The following is a 22,395-nucleotide window of genomic DNA, read 5'->3' as shown; positions in this document are numbered from 1 at the left end:
TAACTACCCTATTTTTCAGCTCTTTTTTGAGCTTTATAATCATTAAATTCACGCATAAAATCTTCGTGCGGGGTTCCCGAGCTTCTTTCTACTTCCTGAAGTCGCTCATTTATCAGGCGTATAAATAAGATCCGCTCGATAAGCTGATCTGCCGTTACCTGATCTGGTAAGTTCCCGAAACTTTCGATTACCTGACTCTTATTCAACAACGTCTCTGCTGGTTCCATAATTTGGTCTGTACGGTTTTACTGGATCAGAGCATCATTTTCTGGACCCGGCGTAGTCCCTGAACGAGTCGGTCAACTTCGTCTCTGGTGTTATAAACTGCAAACGAAGCGCGCGTAGTTCCGGCAATACCGAAGCGCTGCATCAGCGGCATGGTGCAGTGATGACCCGTTCGAACGGCAATGCCCTGCTGGTCCAGAATCACGCCAATATCCTGATGGTGAATGCCTTCCATGACGAAGGAAATCACACCAATTTTATGCTTTGCCTGCCCCACAATCCGCAGACCATCCAATTCGCTTAACTGCTCGGTAGCGTACTGAAGCAGATCGTTTTCATGAGCGGCAATATTTTCCTTTCCTAAGCCGGCCATATACTCCAGCGCCGTCTTCACCGCTATGACATCGGCGATATTGGGCGTCCCTGCTTCGAACTTGTAGGGAAGGTCGTTGTAGGTAGTTTTCTCGAATGTGACTTCCTTGATCATTTCGCCCCCGCCCCGGTAGGGTGGCATTGCGTCCAGAATCGCCTTTTTACCGTACAGAACCCCCATGCCCGTTGGGCCATAGAGTTTATGCGCCGATAACACGTAGAAGTCGGCATCGAGCGCATGTACGTCGAGGTCCAGGTGAGAGCTGGCCTGCGCACCGTCGATCAGGACTACAGCCCCAACTTCGTGGGCTTTGTCGATAATGGTTTTGACCGGATTGATCGTGCCCAGCGAATTTGAGACATGCACACACGAAACGAACTTAGTACGCTCTGATAGCAAGTTTTCGTATTCTTCCAGAATCAGTTCACCATTGTCGTCGACCGGAATAACCTTGAGCACGCAGCCTTTTTCTTCGCAGAGCATCTGCCAGGGAACAATGTTCGAATGGTGTTCCATAGTCGAGATGATGATCTCATCCCCTTCCTTTAGAAACCGGCGACCGTACGACTGAGCGACCAGATTGATGCCGTCTGTCGTGCCATACGTAAAAATGATCTCCTGCCAGTGTCTGGCATTCAGAAATGCCTGGATTGCCCGGCGCGAAGCTTCGAAAGCTGCCGTAGCCTGCTCGGCCAGGTGGTGAATACCCCGGTGTATATTTGCATTATACCCCTCATAATAGCGGGTCAGCGCGTGAATGACCGGTAAAGGCTTCTGATTGGTAGCTGCATTGTCTAAATAAACTAATTTCCGACCGTTTATTTCCTGATCGAGTATGGGAAAATCCTGACGAATTTTCTGAATGTCAAGGGGCATTTCTATCGCTGATTGCATAGTGTATTCGTACTAAGAAGAGGCAATTGAAGGCATTTTTGCCCAAGAGTCATTAGTAAAACAGCAACGGAAGGCCATTAGGTTCGGCCCTAGCGTCGGTGAAGCATAATTACCTGATTCCGGAGAGTTCGGTTGCTTCGGAAGTTATCGTCGGCGATCAGGACCAGTGTTTTTCGCTGCTCATCGGCCCAGGCCATGGCTTCCAGATTGCAAACGACGCCGGGAAATTGCCGGGTAAAATCGAACGCCAGCTCTTTAGTCAACGTGTGCGTTTTTTCATCCAGTGTGGCTACATACAGGCTGGCCGTTACCTGTTTCTGTTTGGCATCGTAGCACCGCTCCAGCACTAGCAGCTGCGACTCATCGATGGCCAGAATTTCGGAAATACCATTCAGTCGTTCTTCGCCCTGCGCAAAAAAGCAGCGTTTAATCGGATAGGCAAAGCGTTCCACCGCGGGATCAGACGCAAGAGGAGCAGGGTAGCGGTAAAATGAAATGGTATCCTGCTGCATCCGGGTCTGGCCTTCCCAGCCCGCTTCGGGAGCTACCCAGAGCGCGCCCGATGCCGTAAGCGCCAATCCTTCCAGGCCTTTGTTTGAGCCAGGCAACGGCATTTTCAGCAGCACCTGGCGGGCGCTGTCGTTAATCGATTTACCCGCCCATAAGGAGGTTACAAACTCATGCTCATCGGTCCAGAAATAGGTGCCGGTGCGAGAATCGTAGCGAATACTTTCCAGCCAGAAAGGCGTCCGTTCGACCGACTTCAGGTGCCGGCTATTGCCCAGGTCGAGGAGACTATGGATATCGCTGAAGACAAAATGCCGACCCCGGTCGCTGACGAGATGCCATTCGCCGGAGGCCGGGATGATATCGAGACCCGAAATACCACGGAGGCTGTCTATGCCGAGTGGAATCGTGGTCGAATCGCCTTCGAAAGTAAACTGTATGCGTTGCGCCGACGCTACGGTAGTCGCCACAACAAGAGCCCAGAAAAGTAGTCCGGATAGTCGCATTGGCTGCAAGATACTTCGTCGGCCAATAAAAGTGACTCGGTCGGCTAAACAGCCACGAAAACTGTTTAACCGACCGAGTCAGCCTAGTCGATACACTTGTTTATTTGGTCAGTTTCTCCGTAACCACCCGTTCCAGGTATTCACGAATAGGCTGAATTTTAATCTGACTCAGAACATCCTGCGAGAAGGCATAGAGCAGTAGGGTCCGGGCGTCGTCTTTCGGAATGCCACGCGAGCGCATGTAGAACAGCGCTTCGTCGTTCAACTGACCCGTAGTGGTGCCATGCGAACATTTGACGTCGTCGGCAAAAATTTCCAGCTGAGGCTTGGTGTTCATCGAAGCGCCCGGCGACAGTACCACGTTTTTGCACGACTGGTAGGCATTGGTTTTCTGAGCGTCGGGCCGCACGAAAATCTTCCCGTTGAACACGCCCGTGCTGTTGTCGTCCAGAATACCCTTGTACAGTTCATTGCTGTACGAATTCGGCATCGCATGATCGACCAGCGTATGATTGTCGACATGCTGTCGACCGTTGGGCATGTATAACCCGTACATAAACGCTTCGGCATGCTGTCCATTCAGCACGATGTTCAGGTTGTTGCGAACGAAGTTGCCGTTCAACGTGACCGTTGCTGAATAAAAATGACTATTGTCCGACTGGCTGACCTGCGTGGTACCGATGTGGTACGCTTTTTCGGTTTCATTCTGCACTTTGTAGTATTGCATCCGGGCGTCGCGGCTAAGCACAATCTCCGTTACCACATTTACAAAACTTGCCTGCTCGCCAAGAGTCCGGTACGACTCGGCCATCATTACTTCGGCATTTTGGCCGACGGTAATCAGATTTCGGGGCTGCGATGAGTTGTTTTTCTGCCGGGCGTCGGTAATGAAGCGCAGAATAATTGGCTGTTCGACTACCGTATTGGCCGGTACGCGAACGATCACGCCATCGCTGGCCATTGCTGTATTCAGTGCCGTAAACGCATTGTCCTGATAATCGGCATAATGCGCAAAATGGGCGTCAATAAACTCAGGATCGGTCTTGATCGCTTCGGCAAAACTGGTAATCTGAACCTGGCTGGCGGGGCTAACAATCCGGGAAAGTTCGGGATGAAAGCGGCCATTGACGAAATAAAGAATATTTCCGTCCAGATTCGGAATCTCCAGCGGAGCCAGATCTTCCGGGGTCAACGTGGTCGTTTCGTCGAGTTCAAACGATTCTTTCAGAAGCCCGTTTACATTCGAATATTTCCATTCTTCGTGCCGAATGGTCGGAAAGCCAAGCAGATCGAACTGTTTCAGAGCCGCACGCCGACGCTGATGAAAGGGGGCTTTCCGCTCGCCGTTCATCCGCTCTTCGTTGTCCCGAAAAGCCGCCAGCAACTGGTTTTTAAAATCGTTGTAAGATGCGTAAGAAGGAGTCATCTTTTTTCAGTGAAGAATGAAGAATGAAACGTGAAGAATATAGAGCAGGATAGTCTTTATTCCTTACGTTTCATTGAATTATGCCGCTTCGGCTCTGATCCAGTCATACCCTTTTTCTTCCAGCTCCAGCGCCAGCTCTTTGGGGCCCGACTTGACAATACGGCCTTTGTAGAGCACGTGAACGTAATCCGGAACGATGTAATCCAGCAGCCGCTGGTAGTGCGTTACAACAATCGTGGCCCGCTCCGGCGAGCGAAGCTGATTGACCCCGTCGGCCACGATCCGTAGCGCGTCGATGTCCAGACCCGAGTCGGTTTCATCCAGAATTGCCAGTTTCGGTTCGAGCATGGCCATCTGGAAAATCTCGTTACGTTTTTTCTCTCCTCCCGAAAAGCCTTCGTTCAGCGAACGACTCAGCAGCGACTGGTCGATGTTGACGAGCTTCATTTTTTCTTTCATCAGCTTCAGGAACTGCACGGCGTCGAGCGATTCCTGCCCACGATATTTTCTGATCTCGTTGAGCGCGGTTTTCAGAAAGTTGGTTGTGCTGACTCCCGGAATTTCGACCGGGTATTGAAAAGCGAGGAAAATACCTTCGGCGGCCCGTTCTTCCGGAGCCATTTCCAGCAGATTTTTCCCTTGAAATAGTACACTGCCGCCCGTTACGTCGTAGTCGTCGCGACCTGCCAGCACCGATGCTAGTGTGCTCTTACCAGCGCCATTGGGCCCCATAATCGCGTGCACTTCACCCGCATTGACCTCCAGGTCAAGACCTTTCAATATCTGCTTGTCGCCAATAAAGGCTTGTAAATTACTGATGGATAACATAGTAGAAATATAGCGTGACGGCTAAATGAAGCCGCAAAGATAACAGACGAAACAGTATCTGACCCGATAGGGTAACAAAATCGGGTCGTTAAAAGTTGACACCGTCTGGTTTATTATCCGCTTCCGGATCTACCAGTCGACTTCCCGCTGATCATGCCAGAATTTTCCAGTTTCCGACTGGGATGCATCGGCTGCCAGCCACACGATCGTTTCGGCCCCCTTTTCGAGTGAGCGGCTCGCATTCGGGCCACCCATATCAGACCGTACCCAACCCGGATCGACGCAGTTGACACTGATGTTGTCTGCCCGCAAGGCTCCCGCGAATTGCTTCGTAACGGCATTCAGCGCGGTTTTGGAGATGCTGTAAGCGGGCGCATAGGTGTTCATGTTTTTGAGGGCACCAGCACCACTCGATACATTGATGATACGACCACCCTGCGGACTTTTTCGGAGGTGCGACACAAAATCCTGCGTGACCAGAATCGGACCGGTTACGTTGGCTTTCAGGGTTCGATCGAGCATCTCGGCGTTCAGGTTCAGAATCGTTTCGCCGTGATCTTCCAGAATACCCGCATTGTTGATAAGTACATCCAGGTGATCGGCTTTCTGAGAGAAGGTGCCGCAGGCCGTCCGAATGCTGACTGGGTCGGTTACGTCGAGCTGAATAAATGTCGATTCGTAGCCCTGCGCACAAAGCTCCTCGGAGGTTTCCCGCCCTTTGGTAATGTCACGGGCACCGATAAACACGGCAAATCCGCGCTGGGCCAGTTGCCGGGCAATTTCTTTGCCGATTCCTTTATTAGCTCCGGTAATAAGCGCTGTGCGTCGGTGTTCGGTTTTCATACTTGTTTGGTAAGGACTACTGCAGTTGGTTGATCCTGCAGCTCGATTAAACTATAACCCGCTTTTGCCATCAGAGTAATCGGCAACCGGCAGGTATGGTTTATCTACTTAACTTGCCCTTAAAATGTTTCCGAAAAATAGCCGTATGCTCAACTGAATAACCGTTTCCTCAGATATGTTAGGGAATATTATCGTTTAGTGATTAATCTTACACTATTAATTTATTGACCAATGAAACCGTTTTATCCGTTAGTTGCCCTTATTCTGCTGCCCGCTGGCTTGGCTTTCGCGCAGGCGAGTGGTAGTACCACGTCCCCCACGTCGACAACCAGCACGAATCGGCAACAGGAGCTTTACGATCAGTATCACGGTATTACAAAGAAACCGGCAACGACCGCTCCGGTCACAACACCTGCCCAAACGCAACGGCGTACCAGCGATTATAGTGGTTCATCTAGCAGCTCAACGACCAGTCGCACTACTAAGGCGTATCCGGAAGCGAGCACATCGGGAACCCGGATCGGTATTCGGGCGGGCGGAACGTATTCGTTTTTTACAGAACAACAAAGTTTGTTCAAACCGACGGCTGGTTTTGTGGGAGGCCTGACCTTTAATTTCGGAGCAGGAGCCGTTTCGTTCCAGCCAGAAATCAATTACGCCCGTTACGGCCTGAAACTAGAGGACAGTTTCACGGGAATATCCATTAAAGGCGCAGCCGATGTGATCGAAGTACCGTTGCTGGTGAAGTTTTCGTCTGGAACCTACGCCGGTAATCGCTTCTTCGTCAATGTTGGGCCGTATGCCTCTTACCTGGCCAGCGAAAGCACAAACGGGAAAAAGACACCCATCGACACTGATACAGAGCGATTTTCGTTTGGAGGAGCGCTAGGACTTGGAGCTGCTATAAAAGCTGGTCCGGGGCATGTTACGGTCGAAGCTAGGGGGATGTATACACTAGGTAGCCCCGATACAGGATTTAATACCGACACCAGGGTCATTCGCAGTCAACTGACGGTTGGTTATTCGTTTCCACTGAGCGGTCGGTAAGACTAAAAATTTCTCATAGAGTGGGTTTTCAGAATGGCGACAACCGGTTGGGTGTCGCCATTTTTGTCTCTATGAGCTCACTTAAGCGTATCATTTTCGAAGAAGAGTTTGCTTATTCTTTGTCATCCCGACGCCAGGAGGAATTTTAAAATCGCCTATAAACTAAGCTTAAGATTCCTCCTGGGGTCGGGATGACAGAAAAGCTGGCCAGTTCAAACGGACTTTACGAATGCGCCGACATAAAAAAAGCGCTCGGTGGGAGCACTTTTTGAGATGACTAACGAAGATTCGTTGCTCAGCCGGCAAGTAATAAGTTACTACTTATCAGTCGGTATGATTAGTAAGTGCAGTCGGCACGGCTGGAAACACTACTATTAGAACAGCAGTTTCCAGCCATTGAAAAACAAATCTTTACCCGGCTGGCCCGACCATTGGCGGGGGGCGTCGTCTACTTCCGGTTCCGTTATTTCTTTTTGCACAACAATGGCTGAGATTCCTTTTTTAGCCAATGAACGGCAAATATCTTTTGTCGTATCGGTTGCGTTGCCGATCAGGAGTCCTACAGTTTCTTCGTTCGTTTTCATGGCTATAATTTTGTTGTATGTGCAACCAAATTTTTCGGATATTTTTTTTACTGCCCTTCGCCCAGAGCTTGTGCTGCTTTAAACACCTGCTGAGTTAACTGGCATACATTCGATGCGCCGATAAGCTGAGAATAGTTTTCGCCGACGCGATCCCAGGCTTCGGCAATCTCGGGCTGCAACGCTTCTCCTTCTGTGGTTGGGTAAATCAGGGTTTTTTTACCTTCCGATTCCCGCCGGACCAATCGTTTCTGTTCTAACTTTTCCACCAGTCGAGTGATGGTAGAGGGCGTCAGATACAGCGTTTCGCTCAATTGAGAAGGACTTACTCCTGGCTGAGCGACCACTTCACACAGTAAATAAGCGTGTGAATAGCATAAACCAAATCGACCAAATTCTTCGTCACCGATTGCGGTAATGGCCCGCGCCAGGGCATTGGCGGAAAACAATAAACAGGCACTAAAGCGGGTTGTTGTTTTCGCGTCATGAGCCACGGCTACGGCTTTTTCTTCTGTCATAGGTTCTGTATTCAAACTTCGAGGACAAAGGTATAAAGCGATATTTGTATGTGCAAACAAAAATTAAAAAAAGTAGCGCCGTACTCCTTTACGGCTCATGAGCGTCAGCAATTCACCGGCACTAGTATCCAGTAATCAGCAATTAAACCACTCGGTCATGCGACGTAACCCGTTGCGCTCTACTTTCTGGGCAGATGAACCTCTGCCAGCATACACCGGGCCGAACCCCCACCGGCGTTTTCGATGGTCGACAGGTCGAAATGCAGGAGGGTAGCGTAGTCGTCGAGAATGTCGATTTGCTTAGGAGTCAGGGATTCGAAAGCACGGGTAGACATTACCAGCATTTTCTGGCCTTTTTTGGTCAGAACCATCAGCATATTACCGGCAAAACTGGCCAGTTGTTCCAGCGAAATGTCAACGATCCGCTTATTGAGTGCTTCCAGCTCATGGCGAACCATCAGCCGTTCGTCGGGATCGGTAATGGCCGAGAGGCAGACAATAGCGAGCGTATCGGTGATGCACATCAGCACATTGGTATGGTAAATAGCCTGCCCGTTGGCATCGGCCGACCGGAACGATACGGTCCGGTAGCCGGTCTGACGGGCGAACTCGGCCAGCACATCAGGATGTGTACGGGGCGACAAACTGGCAAATGCCACGCGGTTCATCCGATCGAGAACCAGACTACCGGTACCTTCCAGAAATTTCCCTTCCTGTTCGAAATGGGTCAGATCGATAATGCGGGCGACGTGAAACGTTTTGGCCAGATCGTCGATGATGTCCTGCCGCCGTTCGAGCCGCCGGTTTGCAGCCTGCATAGGATACAGCACGACTGTGCCGCTGGCATGAAACGAAACCCAATTGTTCGGGAAAATAGAGTCGGGGGTGTGAGGTTCGGGTGTATCTTCATACACCATGACGTCTACGCCAATTGCCTGAAGCTGCCGAACCATCTCGTCGAACTCGCTTTGGGCATCTTCCTGGGTAGCGTCTATTGTCGGTGCGGCCAGGTTGACAACCTGAAACGCATTCGATTCCGCCGTCTGTTCATTGAACGCAAAATGAACCGGACGAATCATTAGAAGACGGGAGGTAGCCTGTGATTGCATGAATAAAGTCGAAAGAAAGTTGTCCTTAACCGAAGCAAGTTAGCACCAAAGCCTTAATTCAGGAAATTGTTACCAGCGCACCTGGCTAAACGATTTCCTGCCGCAGCAGCGGTAAACTCATGCAATGCGAACCGCCCCGCGCTCTGGACAGCTCAGCCGAAGGCAGCATAATGAACGTATTTTCAATCGTTTCCGGCGACGACTGCTTCTGCTCGAACCGGTCTAGTAACTTCGCAGCGCCGATCACCTCGAACCCGGCGGCCCTGAAGGCGTCGGCGGTTTTATCGTTGCGGTCATAGCCAATCACAACCCCGTCTTTCAGCGCCAGCAGGTTGCAGGAATCGGTCCACTGCTCCCGGGCTCCGAACGGAAACTCATTGTTGCCGGAGTAAATAAATTGCACAGGTTCTGTAGCGCCCAGATCGTTGGTACTGATATCGGTCAGGAGGTCTTCAAGGTTTTCGATCTCGATCGGCTTGTGGTCCAGGCCTTTGATAAACTGAAGAATTTTTAATTCCTCGGAGAGGTCTTTCGGCGCGAAAAAATGCAGAACATCCCGTTTTTTGGCCTCATCGCCCGTACGAGCCAATGAACCCAGCAATACCCAGACATTGCGCTTTACCTGGGTAAAGATGGTGTCGATGTGCATGTAATCCCGTTTTTTGGGAATCTTGATAATCGTCACTTTCTCGACCAGATTTTTGCTGAATACGAGCCGCATGACTTGCTGAGCTGCATACAGTGTTGTCCGTTCGCTAACCCCGATCAGCAGGTGCCGTTTGGCAATCATCATGACATCTCCCCCTTCGAGGGTCGAGCGGGTAACGTCGCGGTTGACGTCGGCGTCGGCCAGCAGAAAGGCATGTTCGTTATCCGGAATTTCAAGGATTTTATCCTGATAGTCAGCGAACAGGGGGTGATTGAAAAAAATGTACTGGGTCAGCAGCGCTTCGCGGGTACGAGCGAGTTTGGCGGGTTTATTCAGGAGAATGTGGTCGTTGATGACAATACCAATGTCGCGCGTGAAAATAAAATTCGGTAAGGGAGCAAAAAGCAGCGTCAGATCGGGCAGTGATCCCGAAATCATGATCTTGGCAAGTTCCGCTGGGTCGTACTGATTCAGGTGCTGCTGGGTCCGAAACGAAGTGCGTTCGATTCCACAAATAGCGGCAATCAGTCGCGTACGAATGCTTTCGTCAGCCAGAATGTCGGATAATAGCCACTGAATATCGATGACCTTATCGGACCGATAATAATCGGCATGGCCAGGTTTGAAGAACGAGCGATCCTGACCGGGGCTGAGCGAAGCAACTTTACCGCGGATGACGTCTGGGTCCAGAAAATATAACAGAAGCTTTATATAGTAGTCGTACTCATCCCGGCGCATCATGTCCAAGTGCACGATGTCTTCGAACAGCCAGTCCTGTGCTTTTGAGGGAACAACCTTACCCAGGCCTCGATCGGGACTATGGATCAGCAGCCGCTTGAGCGTCCCGATTTCAGAAGAAACCTGAATGGCGGGCGAAGCGAGCCGATTTTGAGCAATATCGGCAGTTGCTTCGTCAGGTTCGATAAATTGACGTTCGCTTTTCATACAATTGAGAAGCCTGGAGAGTCAGGCCCTTGGCAAGGTAATACAAGCCGTCTGAACCCATAACAGAAAATTATTATTTTTTGCCTTGATACGTTTCGGCATGCCGTGTTTACTAACGATACTTTACTTTCTCGTTTATAATAAGAAAACGACATGATTATGCATAGATATAAACAATTTAGCTCGTTTAGACCAACAAAAAAGGGTACCTGTCGACAGGTACCCTTTTTTGTATTGAGCTATTTTATCGACTAGTTATCGACAGCAAGCTTATTCAGCGCCAGTTCCGACGCCGGGATTGGCCAGATGTAGCCATTATCGGCGGGAGCTTTAGACTGAGCGGTTCCCTTGGCAGGAATGGTTTGCAGCAAACGCATCAGGTCGTTGTTCCGTAGTCCTTCTCCTAAGAACTCAATACGACGTTCTGTCAGGATCGCATTGATCAGATCGGTAGACGAGGCAAAGCTGGCTGCGGTAAAGGTTGTCGTTGCATCCGACCGATTCCGCACGGCATTCAATAAAGCAACTGCCTGCGCATCGACGGTATTACTGGTACGCACTTTAGCTTCAGCCAGATTCAGCAGCACTTCAGCATAGCGAATTACGGGTACGTAATCTGTGTACGGACTGGCTGTCTTGTACTTGTTGAGCCAGTTCTTAACGGTAGTTGTACCCGATTGCTTGATGAACGACCGACGTTTATCAGTTGCTTTCCATCCCGTATTGGCGATAATTCCGTTGGGATTCAGCGAAAATTCTCCATTCCCGACCCCACCATTGGTAGGCGTAGGCGAATAATAATACGCCAACTGATTCTGCGTTCCCGGATAATCACCCGCTGTGGTCGTCATCGGCAGGGAGAAGATAGATTCCGATGTCGTATACGTTGTGAAGACAGTCGTAATATCAGACTGTAATGCGTTCGCAACGTTTGACGGCGACGAGAATGGAGCCGTAGCGCTTACGATCTTGTTGGCCTCCGTAATGACGCTGGCGTAGTTCTGCATGCTCAGGTAAACGCGTGTTTTCAGCGCAATCGCCGTATTCTTGTGAGCACGGGTTACGTTGTCGGAAGCCGCCGTGTACTTTGAGGGCAAGTCCGTTTCCGCATCGTTGAGGTCCTTCAGCACCTGGGTATACACATCCGCTACGGAACTTCTCGCCAAGTCAGACTGACCGGCTCCTTTAATGCCGGTAAGACGCAAAGGAAGACCAGGTTTGCTACCGTTGCCATCCGCGTAAGGACGAGCGTAGTACTGAAGCAGGCTGTAGTAAACCAGGCCACGAATCAGTTTAGCTTCGGCCACGTATTGTTTTCCCAAATCGGCTCCTACTACTTTGGTGCCACCCGCAGCCATGCCGTCCAAAAAGATATTACACTTGTTGATCGTCAGATAAGCGGCATTCCATAGCGTCGTAACGGCGGTAGCGCTGTTGGTTGGGTTTTCAGCCCACACGTCAGAGTTGGTGATTAGGTTACCCGTTTCGTTGATAAAATCTTCGCCACGAATATCGCCGTACACTACGTAGCGACCTCCATATAAGTTACCGTCTTTAAGACCACCGATATTGGTTGCATTGGCTGATCCATAAAGCGACAGTAACTGAGTTTGTACGCGACTGACGGTGCTGAACGCCGATGCATCTGATACCGACGTTTGCGGAATTGGACTGAGCAGATCCCGATTACAGCCACTGAAGCCCCAGCTAAGTGCGCATAAGGCGGCCGAATATATTATTTTCTTTTTCATAGAATCTTTGATGAAAGGCATTAAAAACCGGCGCGTAAGCCAACTGTAATCGTACGTGCGTTACCGATTGTGTTTCTGTCGACACCTTGTGACGAAGTACTGTTATTGCTGCTGGCTCCGTTCGACGATACTTCTGGATCCGGACCAGGGTATTTGGTGATAAGCCCCAGATTCTGGCCACTTACGTAAACCCGCAGGTTGCTGATCTTGGCCTTCGACGTTAGCGACGCAGGCAGCGTATAGCCCAGCGACAGGGTTCTCAGTCTCAGGAAATCCCCTCTGAAGACGTTGATATCCAGCGGCATGGCAGAACCGTTTGACACGTTATCGCCATAAACAGGCTTCGCGTACTTCTTGCCGCTATCACCTTCTTTCTGCCAGGCATCCGTCAGGACATCGCTGGCATTGTTCCACCAGCGTTGATCATGCAGACCAGCATTGGTTCCGTAATACACGTAGAAGCCTAATTGGTACGTAAGCAGAACGCTCAGGTCGAAGTTTTTATACTTGAACGTGTTATCCCAGCCACCGTATTGCTTCGGTAGTACGTTGGCATACATGACCCCATCTGCGGCCTGCGTAATAGCCGATCCACCCGTTGGGCTTACATATTTTGTCGTACCATCAGGCGTAGTTGAGTACTGAGACTGACCCGTTGGCGCGTAGTATTGATAATATACGTTCTGGCCCTGCGAGTTGACAAAAATCCGCTTTCCGGTTGATGGATCAACGCCGTTTGTACGAATTACCCAAAGTTGGCCCAATGAATACCCAGGAGCAGTTTGGTTTACTGTTTCGCTCGTGCCGCCACCAATACCTGTTTGAATGACGTTCAGGCCGGGAGCCAACGAAGTAACCTCGTTTTTGTTGAAGGTGATGTTGAAGTTAGAATTCCACTGGAAATCCTTGGTGTTGATCACCCGGGCGTTCAGCGAAAACTCTACCCCTTTATTATACATCGTCCCTACGTTCTGAGGAGGGTTGGTAGGCAGACCGGTCGATGAAGCCTGTGCTACGTACAGGATCAGGTTGTTGATGTCGTTTTTATACCAGGCGAACTCACCCGTGATCCGATCGTTGAACAAACCGAAATTAAAGCCGACATCGGTCTTCAGGCTGGTTTCCCATTTCAGATTGGGGTTACCTACGTTAGAGAAATACAGCGTAGAAGCGCCCCCATATAAGCCAGAAGCATAGGTAGAGTAGGGGGTATAGTCGCCGATACCACCAATGTTACCTACTTTACCGTAGCTACCCCGTACTTTAAAGCTGCTGAACACATTGTCGAGATGAGCTGCTTTCCAGAAGCCTTCCTGAGCAATTTCCCAGCCTGCCGATGCGCCCCAGAAAACGCCCTTCTTCTCACCCAGTGCGGAATATTCATCCTGACGAACGTTACCGCTCAGGAAGTATTTTTCTTTATAGTTATAGTTCAGTCGGCCAAAACCAGATAACAAATAGTTCTCGCCATAGGTCATACCCGTAGCGTTATTGGTCACCCAGCCTGCCTGAATTTGTGTGTAAGCATCGTCCGACAAACCCTGGCGATTGATCCCATACGCATTTGAGGTGCGCCGTTGCTGCTCCTGGCCGACCAGTAAGCTTACATTATGGCTACCCCCGAAAGTCCGGTCGAACTGCGCTGTATTGGTCAACACCCAGGTTTTGTAGGTGCCAGAAATGGCGCTGCCATAGCCGCTGTAGCTATACCCATCTCCACCTTTGGGCGACCAGAAAAGGTCATTGTTGACCAGCAGGTAATCGATACCGTAGGTGCTTCTCAGGGTAATCCAGTCCAGAGGCTTAAACTGCGCATAGACGTTAGCCTGGATATGATTGCTTTCAGAGTTAGACCGGTTATTATCCAGCGTAACGACTGGGTTGTAATAAGACAATGAGCTTATGCCGCTGATGTTCGACGACCCGATAGCAGCCCCGTTCGTATTGTACGAGCCATCATTGTTATAAGGCGAAATGATGGGGGGAAGTACAATGGCCAGACGCCCAAGGCCACCGGTATTGTACGCTTCACCATACAGCGAGCCGGAGGAAGTTGCCGACAGGTTTTTCTCATTCGAATAAGAAATTTTACCGCCGACCGTAAATAGCTTGCTGAGCTTGCTGTCCATGTTGAACAGGGTATTGATCCGCTGAAAATCATTTTTCTTCAGAATACCCTGCTGATTCGAATAACCAACCGAGAAGTAATAGTTGGTTTTTTCAGAGCCACCGGAAATGTTTACGTTATGGCTGTGAGAAACTCCCTGCCGATAAACCTTGTCATACCATTTCGTGTCGATAGGGTTGCCGTTTGCATCGTTTATCTGAGTATACTTGATCGCGCTGGCTGTTGGGTTATTGGCTACGGCCTGCGTTTTGAAATTAATATACTCCTGTGCGTTCAACAGCGATGGTAATCGATACGCGTCTGAAAAGCCAACCCAGCCGTCGTAATTTACTTTAACCGCCCCTGACTTACCCCGTTTGGTGGTGATGAAGACCACGCCATTGGCAGCACGGCTACCATAAATTGCCGTTGCAGCGGCATCTTTCGCTACGTCTATGGTTTCAATATCGTTCGGGTTGATACTGGCCAGTGGGTTAGCTGGTGCGTTTGTCTGCGAATAGTCTCCTGTGAAAGCCGGAACACCATCAACGATGATCAACGGCTGGGAGCTAAGCGAGATAGAGTTTGTCCCGCGAATCCGAAAAACAGGCGGGTTATTGAGTACGCCGTTCGGAACTGTAATCTGAACACCCGCCGTTCGACCAGCCAGTCCAGATTCGAAACTCTGAATAGGCATGTTCGCAATCGTGGGGCCCTTTACGGAAGCAATGCTTCCCGTGGCATCGCGCCGGGTCTGGGTACCATAACCAATAACGACGATCTCGCTCAGTTGCTGAGCATCGCCCGCCAGGGCGACATTAATGGCTGACCGATTGTTGATGTCGATGGTTTGTGAGGTATAGCCGATGAAGCTAAACACCAAAGAGCCGTTGGCAGGCGCATTTATGCGGTAGTTTCCCTGCGCATCCGTGTTGGTCCCGCGGTTAGCTCCCTTAACTTGTACGGTCACGCCTGGTAGGCCCGACCCATCTTCTGATGAAGTGACGCGGCCGCTAACGGCTACATCCTGTGCCAGAACAGGCAGGCAGAAAAGTAGCGATAACAACCAACTTCCCAATAAAATTTTGTTCATAATGAAACAGAAGTTATAAACCTGTCTAAAACCCAAAATTGGGGATACAAATTTAGGTGTAGATTAATAACATTGTTACGTTCATGTAAAATTTTTTGTAATATTCCGATAATACTGGTTCTATAGCCACCACTTATAGCTCTATTCATCTGTCATTTAGTTCGATTTGCGCTATTCTTTCTGTGGAGCTTTAAATCTTCGGTAAATCCTTTTATCTATTAGGGAAAGTGACAAATTTTTCCCCTGACATCAGTCGGAGTGATGCAGTAAGCTGGAACGCTACCCGACTAGGTTGACCTGGCTGAGAAGATATACTCATCTAATGGCTGGGTAGGCTGATACCCAAAATGTAATAACTAACTGTCAGTCTGACAGAAGCTTACCTTAATACAGCGAAGCAATAATTACTGAATGTATATGAAATATAACCAGACTGTATGCACACAGCCGGAATCTATATCCTGACTGAATGAGTAATTTTAGTTTTTTAAAGTAATATTCTAAATAAAGGCAATAAATAGGTATAAAAAACTATATTTCATTGATTTTATAATATTATATATTGTAACAGTAGTTATTAGTTGGTGATTAATACGGAAATCATCAAATTGTATAATTCACAGATAAGTCATCTTTTGGTTACATAAGAATCTATTTATTTTAAGCTTGAAATTATTGCACTATTTTTATTTTACAGACCGTAAAATAAACCTTTCGCTATGCCTGTATCGGGGTAACCAGTTCCGTAGGAAAAGATTGATGGTCACTAAGTGATTTATGGTGTGCCAAAACCGGTACCAGGACACAAAAAAGACAGACGAACTGACTGTGCAAAAGCATGGTCTATTAATCGAGAAGATGAATTATTTTATAAAAAATTGAATTTGTGTCATAATGTTAGGGCTTAGGGCAGCTGCGTCAATATTTTATTTCGATTCTGTATAAATTGCATAAGACAAATTTTTATACGGATAAATAAGATAACAGGATGAAGAACTATCAACTGGGCGCTGCACTGCTATCCATGCTAAGTCTGGCCAGTCAGTCGACGTTCGGCCAGAGTACTACGCTGAATGCACGCATGGACAAAACCGCCGAAGGGCTTGAGAAAAAAGTAGTGGCCTGGCGTCGGGATTTTCACCAGCATCCGGAACTGGGAAACCGTGAATTTCAGACGGCCGCCAAGATTGCCGCCCACCTGCAGTCGCTGGGTATGGACGTAAAAACAGGCGTCGGGAAAACAGGTGTGGTCGGCCTGCTGAAAGGTGGAAAGCCTGGTCCCGTCGTGGCGTTACGAGCCGATATGGACGGCCTGCCGGTGACGGAGCGCGTCGATGTACCGTTTAAGTCGGAAGCCCGAACGGAGTATAACGGCCAGCAAACGGGCATCATGCACGCCTGCGGCCACGATTCGCATGTGGCGATTCTGATGGGTACGGCCGAAGTGCTGGCCTCCATTAAAAATGACCTGCGGGGTACGGTTAAGTTTATCTTTCAGCCTGCCGAAGAAGGCGCTCCGACGGGCGAAGAGGGGGGCGCTTACCTGATGGTTAAAGAAGGCGTACTGGAAAACCCCAAAGTCGATGCTATTTTTGGCTTACACATTAACTCCCAAACCGAAGTGGGCGTAATCAAATACCGGCCGGGGGCGACTATGGCGGCAGTGGATTCGTACGCCATCAAAATTAAAGGAAAGCAAACCCACGGAGCCGCTCCCTGGTCGGGCGTAGACCCCATCGTGACGTCGGCGCAGGTGGTTATGGGCCTGCAGACCATCGTAAGCCGAAACGTGACGCTGACCGACAACGCAGCGGTGGTGACGGTAGGTGCTCTGCACAGTGGGATTCGGCAGAACATCGTGCCGGAAGAAGCGAACATGATCGGCACCATCCGGACGTTCAGCCCTGAAGCGCAGAAACTGGTTCACCGGCGCATCAACGAAATTGCAACCAACATTGCCGAAAGTGCAGGAGCCAAAGCCGACGTCAAAATCGATGTAATGTACCCGGTTACCTACAACGACCCAAAGCTGACGGACCAGATGGTGCCGACGCTCGAAGCGGTGGCGGGCAAGAAGAATATTCAGATCACCCCGGCTTCGACGGGTGCCGAAGATTTCTCGTTCTACCAGCAGAAAGTTCCGGGCTTCTTTTTCTTCCTGGGCGGCATGACGAAAGGGAAAAAAGTGGAAGAAGCCGCTCCGCATCACACCCCCGATTTCCAGATTGACGAAGGTGGATTTGTACTCGGAATAAAGTCGCTTTGCCGACTCACAACCGACTACATGGAATTCGCCAGCAAGGGTGTCGCCATCAAAGAACTGACGGCAAGCGGAAATTAAATTTTTTCAACACTGAGCCACAGAGAGCACGGAATAATCAATAAAACCGCTGTGCTCTCTGTGGCTCAGTGTTGAAAACCAATCTAAGTACCCTCCCGGTTTCTAAGTATTCGGGACAGTAAATTCGGGAAAAAACGCTTGAGATAAATTCCGTAGATCTCCGTTCCGCCGATGTACACTTCTTCTTTTTCCTGAGAAACCGCTCGTATCAGCCGCCGGGCAAAGTCATCAGGAGCCATGCCTTTCTGCTGGTTTTCATCCATCTCTCCGTGTGGGCGTCCATCGGCTTCGAGCGCATGGATGGATATGGCGGTGCGGATATACCCAGGGCAGACAATAGTGACCCGTAGGCCCGCTTCGTATGTCTCAGCCCGCAGCGCATCGAAAAAGCCGTGGAGCGCATGCTTGCTGGCCGAATAACCCGATCGCTGTTTGGTCGCTAATTTTCCGGCAACGCTGCTGGTAACTACAATATGACCGCTGCCCTGAGCAATCATCAGCGGCAGGACGGCTTTGGTAAGCGCCACGATCCCAAAGAAATTGACGTCCATCAGGCGTTTGTAAACAGCGAAATCAGTGTTCGAAACCGTGCTTCGCTGGCTGATGCCTGCATTCTGGAACAAGAAATCGATTCGGCCAAACCGCTGTTGCACAGCTTCGACCTGAGCCGGCAGGCTATCTGTATCGCTTATGTCCATAGGCAATACCAGCAGGTCTGTAGCTGGTAAACCTGTTTGCCAAGCCACGCGCTGTAACTCGTTTTCCCGCCGGGCCGACAACACCAGCTTAACGTTCGGCTGTTTGGCTACTTCCAGGGCAATGGCTTCTCCAATACCCGAGGATGCGCCGGTGATCCAGATCACAGCGTTTGTAAATGACATAAGACAGGCTTCAGAACTTGATTTGGGCGCTGTCGGCCTGTACGGCCAGTGTTATTATTTGCCCGATGGGTAACGCCAGGTTGTAGGTCACGTGTCCGGCCGGAAAATCGTACAGTACCGGAAAATCGTAGCCAGAAACGGCGTCGGCGATGATCTCGAACGAGTCTTTGCCAAAAGGCAAGGCTGAATTCAGACGCATATCGGTAAACTGCCCAACAACCAGCCCTGCCAGCCTGGCCAGTCGACCCGACCGGCGGAGTTGCCTCATCATTCGGTCGAGGGAGAACAGCGTTTCGTCGATGTCTTCGATGAAGAGGATTTTGCCACTATAATCGATATCGGTCGGCGTGTCGAGCGAGTTGATGAGCATCGTCAGGTTACCACCCACTAGCGGTCCTTCGGCCTGACCGAGTCGGTTGAGGGAATGTACCGGAGCGGTATAGTGGGTCGGACACTCGCCAAAGAGCCACTGCCGCACCGACTCCAGCGATTCGGCCCGATCTGGATCGCCAAACTGGCGGGCCATTAGGCCATGCAGCGAAACAAAATCGTTTCTGTGCAATAAGCTAAGCAGAACCGTGATGTCACTAAACCCAACCAGCCATTTCGGGGCAGCCTGCAACGGCCTCAGGTCCAGGTCGTCGGCAATGCGGTAGCAGCCATAACCACCGCGGGTGGCAAAAACGGCCCGGATCGTCGGATCATCGAACATACGCTGAAGATCGGCTCGCCGGAGATCGTCGGAGCCGGCAAACGGGCCATCTTTAGCCCGCAGGCTCCGACCTTCAACGACATTGAGTTGCCAGTCATCACGCAGAATTCGCAGGCCATCGACCAGTTCCGCATAGGGAAACCAACTCGCCGGAGAAACAATACCGACCGTATCGCCGGGACGCAGAAAAGGAGGACGCATTCGATAAAGAGTTAATTCAGTTGGTGGTCTTTGCAAAGACCGGAATTTGGTTGTCAATTCAGGTCGACGGCGTCGGTTTCGTCGAGCTTATTCAGGTCCAGTTTCTGCTGCTGATCTCCGTCGAACATGGGCCGAAATTTATGACCCCAGCGAATTTCGTTGTAGCGGTACGAAAACCGGGTGTGAACATTCTGGACAAAAGTATCATCTAACGCTTGTAGAGAAATCAGAAATTCGGCGTCTGCCTGTTCGAGTTGTTCGGCTGTACAGCCGTATAAGGGGCTCTGCTCCGTAATGGGATGCACCAGTGTCCAGTTGGCTGGAAAGAATGATACGCTGTTGCGCTCCAGATGGAGGTTATAATATTTACGGTAAAGTGTGCCGTCGGCTTTGGGTTCGAGCCGTGTCAGAGAAACTTTTACTTCCAGGTTGATCAGTTGGTTGGCGCGGGTATTGATGATCCGGAACATCCAGGCGTTTACGTCCAGATAAGGCGCAAATACCGAATGCTTTGAAAAACGAATGTGGGCAATAGGTCTCGAAAACCGCCCGTAGAGCAGGCCTGTTGCAAGCGCGAAGGCCAGCAGCCCGATCATCGATTCGAACGCGGCAATGGAACTGGTCAGGAAGTTATTCGGGGAAATATGGCCATACCCCACGGTCGTGAGGGTTTGCGAGCTAAAAAAGAAACACTTCCAGAAGGGACCATCGATCAGCTTTTCATCAATGCCCACCAGCGCATCCGAGCCCGCCAGCAAATAGATGCCCGCAAAAAGCGTATTGACAACCAGATAACTCACCAGTAACCACCAGAAAAACTGCACCCAGCTCATCGTGATGAGCCGGTTATAGATATTCAGCCGATCCCAGAGCGAACTGTGGGTGCGGATCAGGTTAAAGCTACCATCCTGATTGACCAGCCGCGTCGTAACGTCGGTGAGTACCGTACCGAAACCAAGATCATTGCGTCGTTCCTCCTGCTCCACTAACTGGCTGTTGTGGGGTGCTTTATTAGAAAGTTGACGTGACGATGAATTCATAAGGATCAAGTTTGTTAATAAGCATACAGCCGGAATAGGTCAGCAAACAAAGTTATAGCAAATTTGCCCTGCTCATCATGGCTTAACCCGAATCCACCGCATTCTGCCGTTCAATGCATCCAATTGAAACCGTAACCGCTTTACTCAGTTTGACGACGCTGCTGGCGGTAATAGCCCGGCGTTTCCGAATATCGTATCCAATCCTGCTGGTTTTGGTTGGTTTGTTTATCGGCTGGATTCCCGGTTTGCCCGCCGATATATTATCCCCCGACGTCGTCTTTCTCATTTTTCTGCCTCCGTTACTCTACGCGGCTGCCTGGCAGATCGACAATATTGAACTGAAGCTATATAGCCGATCGGTGTCGATGCTGGCGGTTGGACTGGTCTTGTTTACATCGACGGTGGTCGCTGTCGTCGCGCATGCGTTCATTCCTGGTTTTTCGCTGGCGCAGGGGTATCTGCTGGGTGCGATCATTGCCCCTCCTGACGCCGTAGCCGCTTCGTCGGTGATGCGTGGATTGAACGTGCCAAAGCGGATCAACACGGTCTTGGAAGGCGAAAGCCTGGTAAACGACGCGACTAGTCTGATTATTTACCGTTATAGCCTGAGTGCGATTTTGACCAGTCAGTTTGTGCTTTGGGAGGCCAGTCTGAAATTCGTTGGTATTGCCATCGCCAGCGTGGCGATCGGGCTGGCGATCGGCTGGTTACTAATCTGGGTGCACCGGGCCATTAGTAAAGATGCGGTCATCAATACGGCGATCACGCTGCTGACACCTTACGGATCGTACCTGCTGGCTGAAAACTATCATCTATCAGGGGTATTGGCCGCCGTAACGACTGGTTTGTTTCTCTCGGCCCGTTCGTCCGAACTTTTCTCTTATCACAGCCGGCTGCAGACCAATTCAGTCTGGGAGATTATCGTCTTTCTGCTGAATGGGCTGGTCTTTATCCTGATTGGCCTGCAATTGCCCATGATCGTCGCCAATCTGAACGGTTATACCCTGACAGAAGCCCTGACGGACGGCCTGCTTATCAGTGCCGTTGCGATTGTCTGCCGGCTGGCCTGGGTATTTCCGGGTGCTTATCTGCCCCGTTTGTTTAGCGCCCGGATACGGGAAAAGGAAATTCGGCCGACCTGGCAACAGGTAATGGTCCTTGGCTGGGCGGGCATGCGAGGGGTCGTGTCGCTGGCGGGTGCACTTGCTCTGCCAAACACCTTACCTAATGGTGAACCCTTTCCGGCCCGCGACCTGATTCTCTTCATTACGTTTATTGTCATCTTTATCACCCTGGTTGTGCAGGGGCTAACCTTACCCGTAATCGTGGAAACACTCAACGTTCGGGAAGTAATCGACGAAAAGCAGGAGGAGCGTAAGTTACGGCAAAAAATGGCACTGCAGGTGATCACACATCTCGAAGCCAATCACTCGGCTGGATCGGTGCATGACGATGTGTTGAACTACGTAAAAAACGAATACGAATTGAAAATCAGTGAATTAAACGGGATGCTCCGTGCAACTAACAGCTCGCAGCGCCCGGCCGAACTATATCAGCAGGCCATTCGGCTGCAACTCGAACTGATCGATGTAGAGCGAATGGTTCTTGTCGAACAGCGGCAGAACAGTTTGCTGGATGATGAAATTCTTCGGAAAATGGAGCAGGAACTGGACCTGGAGGCAGCCCGCCTTTCTCTGGTACAGCCTTCACACTGACCTTGTATTCCTGTGCAGTCAATCGAAACCGGCCGGACCTCTTAACGTACCAAAATGAAAGAGGCAGGCACACGAGTAATTTTTTCTTTATTCTGGTTAGAAA

The 22,395-nt window shown here is 50.2% G+C and carries 18 protein-coding genes; 3 read left to right on the top strand and 15 right to left on the bottom strand.

The genetic code is table 11. From position 1 onward, the window contains the following. Nucleotides 1-8: 8 nt before the first annotated feature. The 6 genes from ACYVC2_RS00820 to ACYVC2_RS00795 all read right to left on the bottom strand — a co-directional run bounded on the left by ACYVC2_RS00820 (nucleotide 9) and on the right by ACYVC2_RS00795 (nucleotide 5,602). Entirely contained in the window at nucleotides 9-227 is a 219-nt protein-coding gene (locus ACYVC2_RS00820; protein ID WP_461100368.1) for a hypothetical protein, read from the bottom strand. Nucleotides 228-253: 26 nt separating this feature from the next. After that, the gene (locus ACYVC2_RS00815; protein WP_461100367.1) at nucleotides 254-1,492 is read right to left on the bottom strand and encodes a SufS family cysteine desulfurase; all 1,239 of its coding nucleotides are present in this window, start codon (nucleotides 1,490-1,492) and stop codon (nucleotides 254-256) included. Nucleotides 1,493-1,581: 89 nt separating this feature from the next. After that, nucleotides 1,582-2,505, bottom strand: coding sequence for an esterase-like activity of phytase family protein (locus ACYVC2_RS00810; RefSeq protein WP_461100366.1), 924 nt, complete (start codon nucleotides 2,503-2,505; stop codon nucleotides 1,582-1,584). Nucleotides 2,506-2,605: 100 nt separating this feature from the next. Beyond that, entirely contained in the window at nucleotides 2,606-3,931 is a 1,326-nt protein-coding gene (sufD, locus tag ACYVC2_RS00805; protein ID WP_461100365.1) for a Fe-S cluster assembly protein SufD, read from the bottom strand. A gap of 78 nt (nucleotides 3,932-4,009) precedes the next feature. Next, the gene (gene sufC / locus ACYVC2_RS00800; RefSeq protein WP_461100364.1) at nucleotides 4,010-4,759 is read right to left on the bottom strand and encodes a Fe-S cluster assembly ATPase SufC; all 750 of its coding nucleotides are present in this window, start codon (nucleotides 4,757-4,759) and stop codon (nucleotides 4,010-4,012) included. Between the two features lie 129 nt (nucleotides 4,760-4,888). Then, nucleotides 4,889-5,602, bottom strand: coding sequence for an SDR family oxidoreductase (locus tag ACYVC2_RS00795; protein ID WP_461100363.1), 714 nt, complete (start codon nucleotides 5,600-5,602; stop codon nucleotides 4,889-4,891). Between the two features lie 231 nt (nucleotides 5,603-5,833). On the opposite strand from ACYVC2_RS00795, the gene ACYVC2_RS00790 reads away from it, so the two are divergent. Continuing rightward, nucleotides 5,834-6,649, top strand: coding sequence for a porin family protein (locus ACYVC2_RS00790; RefSeq protein WP_461100362.1), 816 nt, complete (start codon nucleotides 5,834-5,836; stop codon nucleotides 6,647-6,649). A 374-nt stretch (nucleotides 6,650-7,023) separates the two neighbouring features. Here the strand turns inward: ACYVC2_RS00790 and ACYVC2_RS00785 are convergent, their stop codons facing one another. From ACYVC2_RS00785 to ACYVC2_RS00760, 6 genes are all read right to left on the bottom strand, one after another. Then, nucleotides 7,024-7,233 carry a hypothetical protein gene (locus tag ACYVC2_RS00785; protein ID WP_461100361.1) on the bottom strand — a complete coding sequence of 70 codons (210 nt, stop codon included), beginning with the start codon at nucleotides 7,231-7,233 and terminating at the stop codon, nucleotides 7,024-7,026. Between the two features lie 47 nt (nucleotides 7,234-7,280). Further along, nucleotides 7,281-7,748: a MarR family winged helix-turn-helix transcriptional regulator gene (locus ACYVC2_RS00780; RefSeq protein WP_461100360.1), complete on the bottom strand. Its 468-nt coding sequence runs from the start codon at nucleotides 7,746-7,748 to the stop codon at nucleotides 7,281-7,283. Nucleotides 7,749-7,927: 179 nt separating this feature from the next. Continuing rightward, nucleotides 7,928-8,857 (bottom strand): citrulline utilization hydrolase CtlX, encoded by a 930-nt coding sequence (gene ctlX, locus ACYVC2_RS00775; protein ID WP_461100359.1) that lies wholly within the window; start codon nucleotides 8,855-8,857, stop codon nucleotides 7,928-7,930. Between the two features lie 85 nt (nucleotides 8,858-8,942). Further along, nucleotides 8,943-10,451, bottom strand: a complete 1,509-nt coding sequence (locus ACYVC2_RS00770; protein ID WP_461100358.1) for an arginine deiminase family protein — start codon at nucleotides 10,449-10,451, stop codon at nucleotides 8,943-8,945. Between the two features lie 251 nt (nucleotides 10,452-10,702). After that, on the bottom strand, nucleotides 10,703-12,202 hold the full coding sequence (locus ACYVC2_RS00765; protein WP_461100357.1) for a RagB/SusD family nutrient uptake outer membrane protein: 1,500 nt from the start codon (nucleotides 12,200-12,202) through the stop codon (nucleotides 10,703-10,705). A 20-nt stretch (nucleotides 12,203-12,222) separates the two neighbouring features. Next, nucleotides 12,223-15,402, bottom strand: coding sequence for a SusC/RagA family TonB-linked outer membrane protein (locus ACYVC2_RS00760; RefSeq protein WP_461100356.1), 3,180 nt, complete (start codon nucleotides 15,400-15,402; stop codon nucleotides 12,223-12,225). Nucleotides 15,403-16,390: 988 nt separating this feature from the next. Here ACYVC2_RS00760 and ACYVC2_RS00755 point away from each other — a divergent pair. Further along, the gene (locus tag ACYVC2_RS00755; protein ID WP_461100355.1) at nucleotides 16,391-17,743 is read left to right on the top strand and encodes an amidohydrolase; all 1,353 of its coding nucleotides are present in this window, start codon (nucleotides 16,391-16,393) and stop codon (nucleotides 17,741-17,743) included. An 83-nt stretch (nucleotides 17,744-17,826) separates the two neighbouring features. Here the strand turns inward: ACYVC2_RS00755 and ACYVC2_RS00750 are convergent, their stop codons facing one another. Genes ACYVC2_RS00750 through ACYVC2_RS00740 form a run of 3 tightly spaced genes read right to left on the bottom strand, consistent with a single transcriptional unit; the run spans nucleotide 17,827 to nucleotide 20,577 of the window. Next, nucleotides 17,827-18,624, bottom strand: coding sequence for an SDR family oxidoreductase (locus ACYVC2_RS00750; RefSeq protein WP_461100354.1), 798 nt, complete (start codon nucleotides 18,622-18,624; stop codon nucleotides 17,827-17,829). Nucleotides 18,625-18,634: 10 nt separating this feature from the next. Continuing rightward, nucleotides 18,635-19,537: a S66 peptidase family protein gene (locus ACYVC2_RS00745; protein WP_461100353.1), complete on the bottom strand. Its 903-nt coding sequence runs from the start codon at nucleotides 19,535-19,537 to the stop codon at nucleotides 18,635-18,637. Between the two features lie 53 nt (nucleotides 19,538-19,590). Continuing rightward, the gene (locus ACYVC2_RS00740) at nucleotides 19,591-20,577 is read right to left on the bottom strand and encodes an ion channel (protein ID WP_461100352.1); all 987 of its coding nucleotides are present in this window, start codon (nucleotides 20,575-20,577) and stop codon (nucleotides 19,591-19,593) included. Nucleotides 20,578-20,690: 113 nt separating this feature from the next. Here ACYVC2_RS00740 and ACYVC2_RS00735 point away from each other — a divergent pair, with 113 nt between their 5' ends. Next, nucleotides 20,691-22,292 (top strand): Na+/H+ antiporter, encoded by a 1,602-nt coding sequence (locus tag ACYVC2_RS00735; RefSeq protein WP_461100351.1) that lies wholly within the window; start codon nucleotides 20,691-20,693, stop codon nucleotides 22,290-22,292. Nucleotides 22,293-22,395: the final 103 nt, after the last annotated feature.

The organism is Spirosoma koreense, from assembly GCF_054777875.1.
Note: the sequence above shows the minus strand (reverse complement) of the source record. Positions and strands in the feature narration are given on the sequence as shown.

Coding starts and splice junctions, on each gene's coding strand:
- sufC (WP_461100364.1), bottom strand. CDS start 4,759: ATGTTATCCATCAGTAATTTACAAGCCTTTATTGGCGACAAGCAGATA.
- ACYVC2_RS00820 (WP_461100368.1), bottom strand. CDS start 227: ATGGAACCAGCAGAGACGTTGTTGAATAAGAGTCAGGTAATCGAAAGT.
- ACYVC2_RS00740 (WP_461100352.1), bottom strand. CDS start 20,577: ATGAATTCATCGTCACGTCAACTTTCTAATAAAGCACCCCACAACAGC.
- ACYVC2_RS00810 (WP_461100366.1), bottom strand. CDS start 2,505: ATGCGACTATCCGGACTACTTTTCTGGGCTCTTGTTGTGGCGACTACC.
- ACYVC2_RS00790 (WP_461100362.1), top strand. CDS start 5,834: ATGAAACCGTTTTATCCGTTAGTTGCCCTTATTCTGCTGCCCGCTGGC.
- ACYVC2_RS00735 (WP_461100351.1), top strand. CDS start 20,691: ATGCATCCAATTGAAACCGTAACCGCTTTACTCAGTTTGACGACGCTG.
- ACYVC2_RS00755 (WP_461100355.1), top strand. CDS start 16,391: ATGAAGAACTATCAACTGGGCGCTGCACTGCTATCCATGCTAAGTCTG.
- ACYVC2_RS00770 (WP_461100358.1), bottom strand. CDS start 10,451: ATGAAAAGCGAACGTCAATTTATCGAACCTGACGAAGCAACTGCCGAT.
- ACYVC2_RS00765 (WP_461100357.1), bottom strand. CDS start 12,202: ATGAAAAAGAAAATAATATATTCGGCCGCCTTATGCGCACTTAGCTGG.
- sufD (WP_461100365.1), bottom strand. CDS start 3,931: ATGACTCCTTCTTACGCATCTTACAACGATTTTAAAAACCAGTTGCTG.
- ACYVC2_RS00750 (WP_461100354.1), bottom strand. CDS start 18,624: ATGTCATTTACAAACGCTGTGATCTGGATCACCGGCGCATCCTCGGGT.
- ACYVC2_RS00785 (WP_461100361.1), bottom strand. CDS start 7,233: ATGAAAACGAACGAAGAAACTGTAGGACTCCTGATCGGCAACGCAACC.
- ACYVC2_RS00760 (WP_461100356.1), bottom strand. CDS start 15,402: ATGAACAAAATTTTATTGGGAAGTTGGTTGTTATCGCTACTTTTCTGC.
- ACYVC2_RS00745 (WP_461100353.1), bottom strand. CDS start 19,537: ATGCGTCCTCCTTTTCTGCGTCCCGGCGATACGGTCGGTATTGTTTCT.
- ACYVC2_RS00795 (WP_461100363.1), bottom strand. CDS start 5,602: ATGAAAACCGAACACCGACGCACAGCGCTTATTACCGGAGCTAATAAA.
- ACYVC2_RS00780 (WP_461100360.1), bottom strand. CDS start 7,748: ATGACAGAAGAAAAAGCCGTAGCCGTGGCTCATGACGCGAAAACAACA.
- ctlX (WP_461100359.1), bottom strand. CDS start 8,857: ATGCAATCACAGGCTACCTCCCGTCTTCTAATGATTCGTCCGGTTCAT.
- ACYVC2_RS00815 (WP_461100367.1), bottom strand. CDS start 1,492: ATGCAATCAGCGATAGAAATGCCCCTTGACATTCAGAAAATTCGTCAG.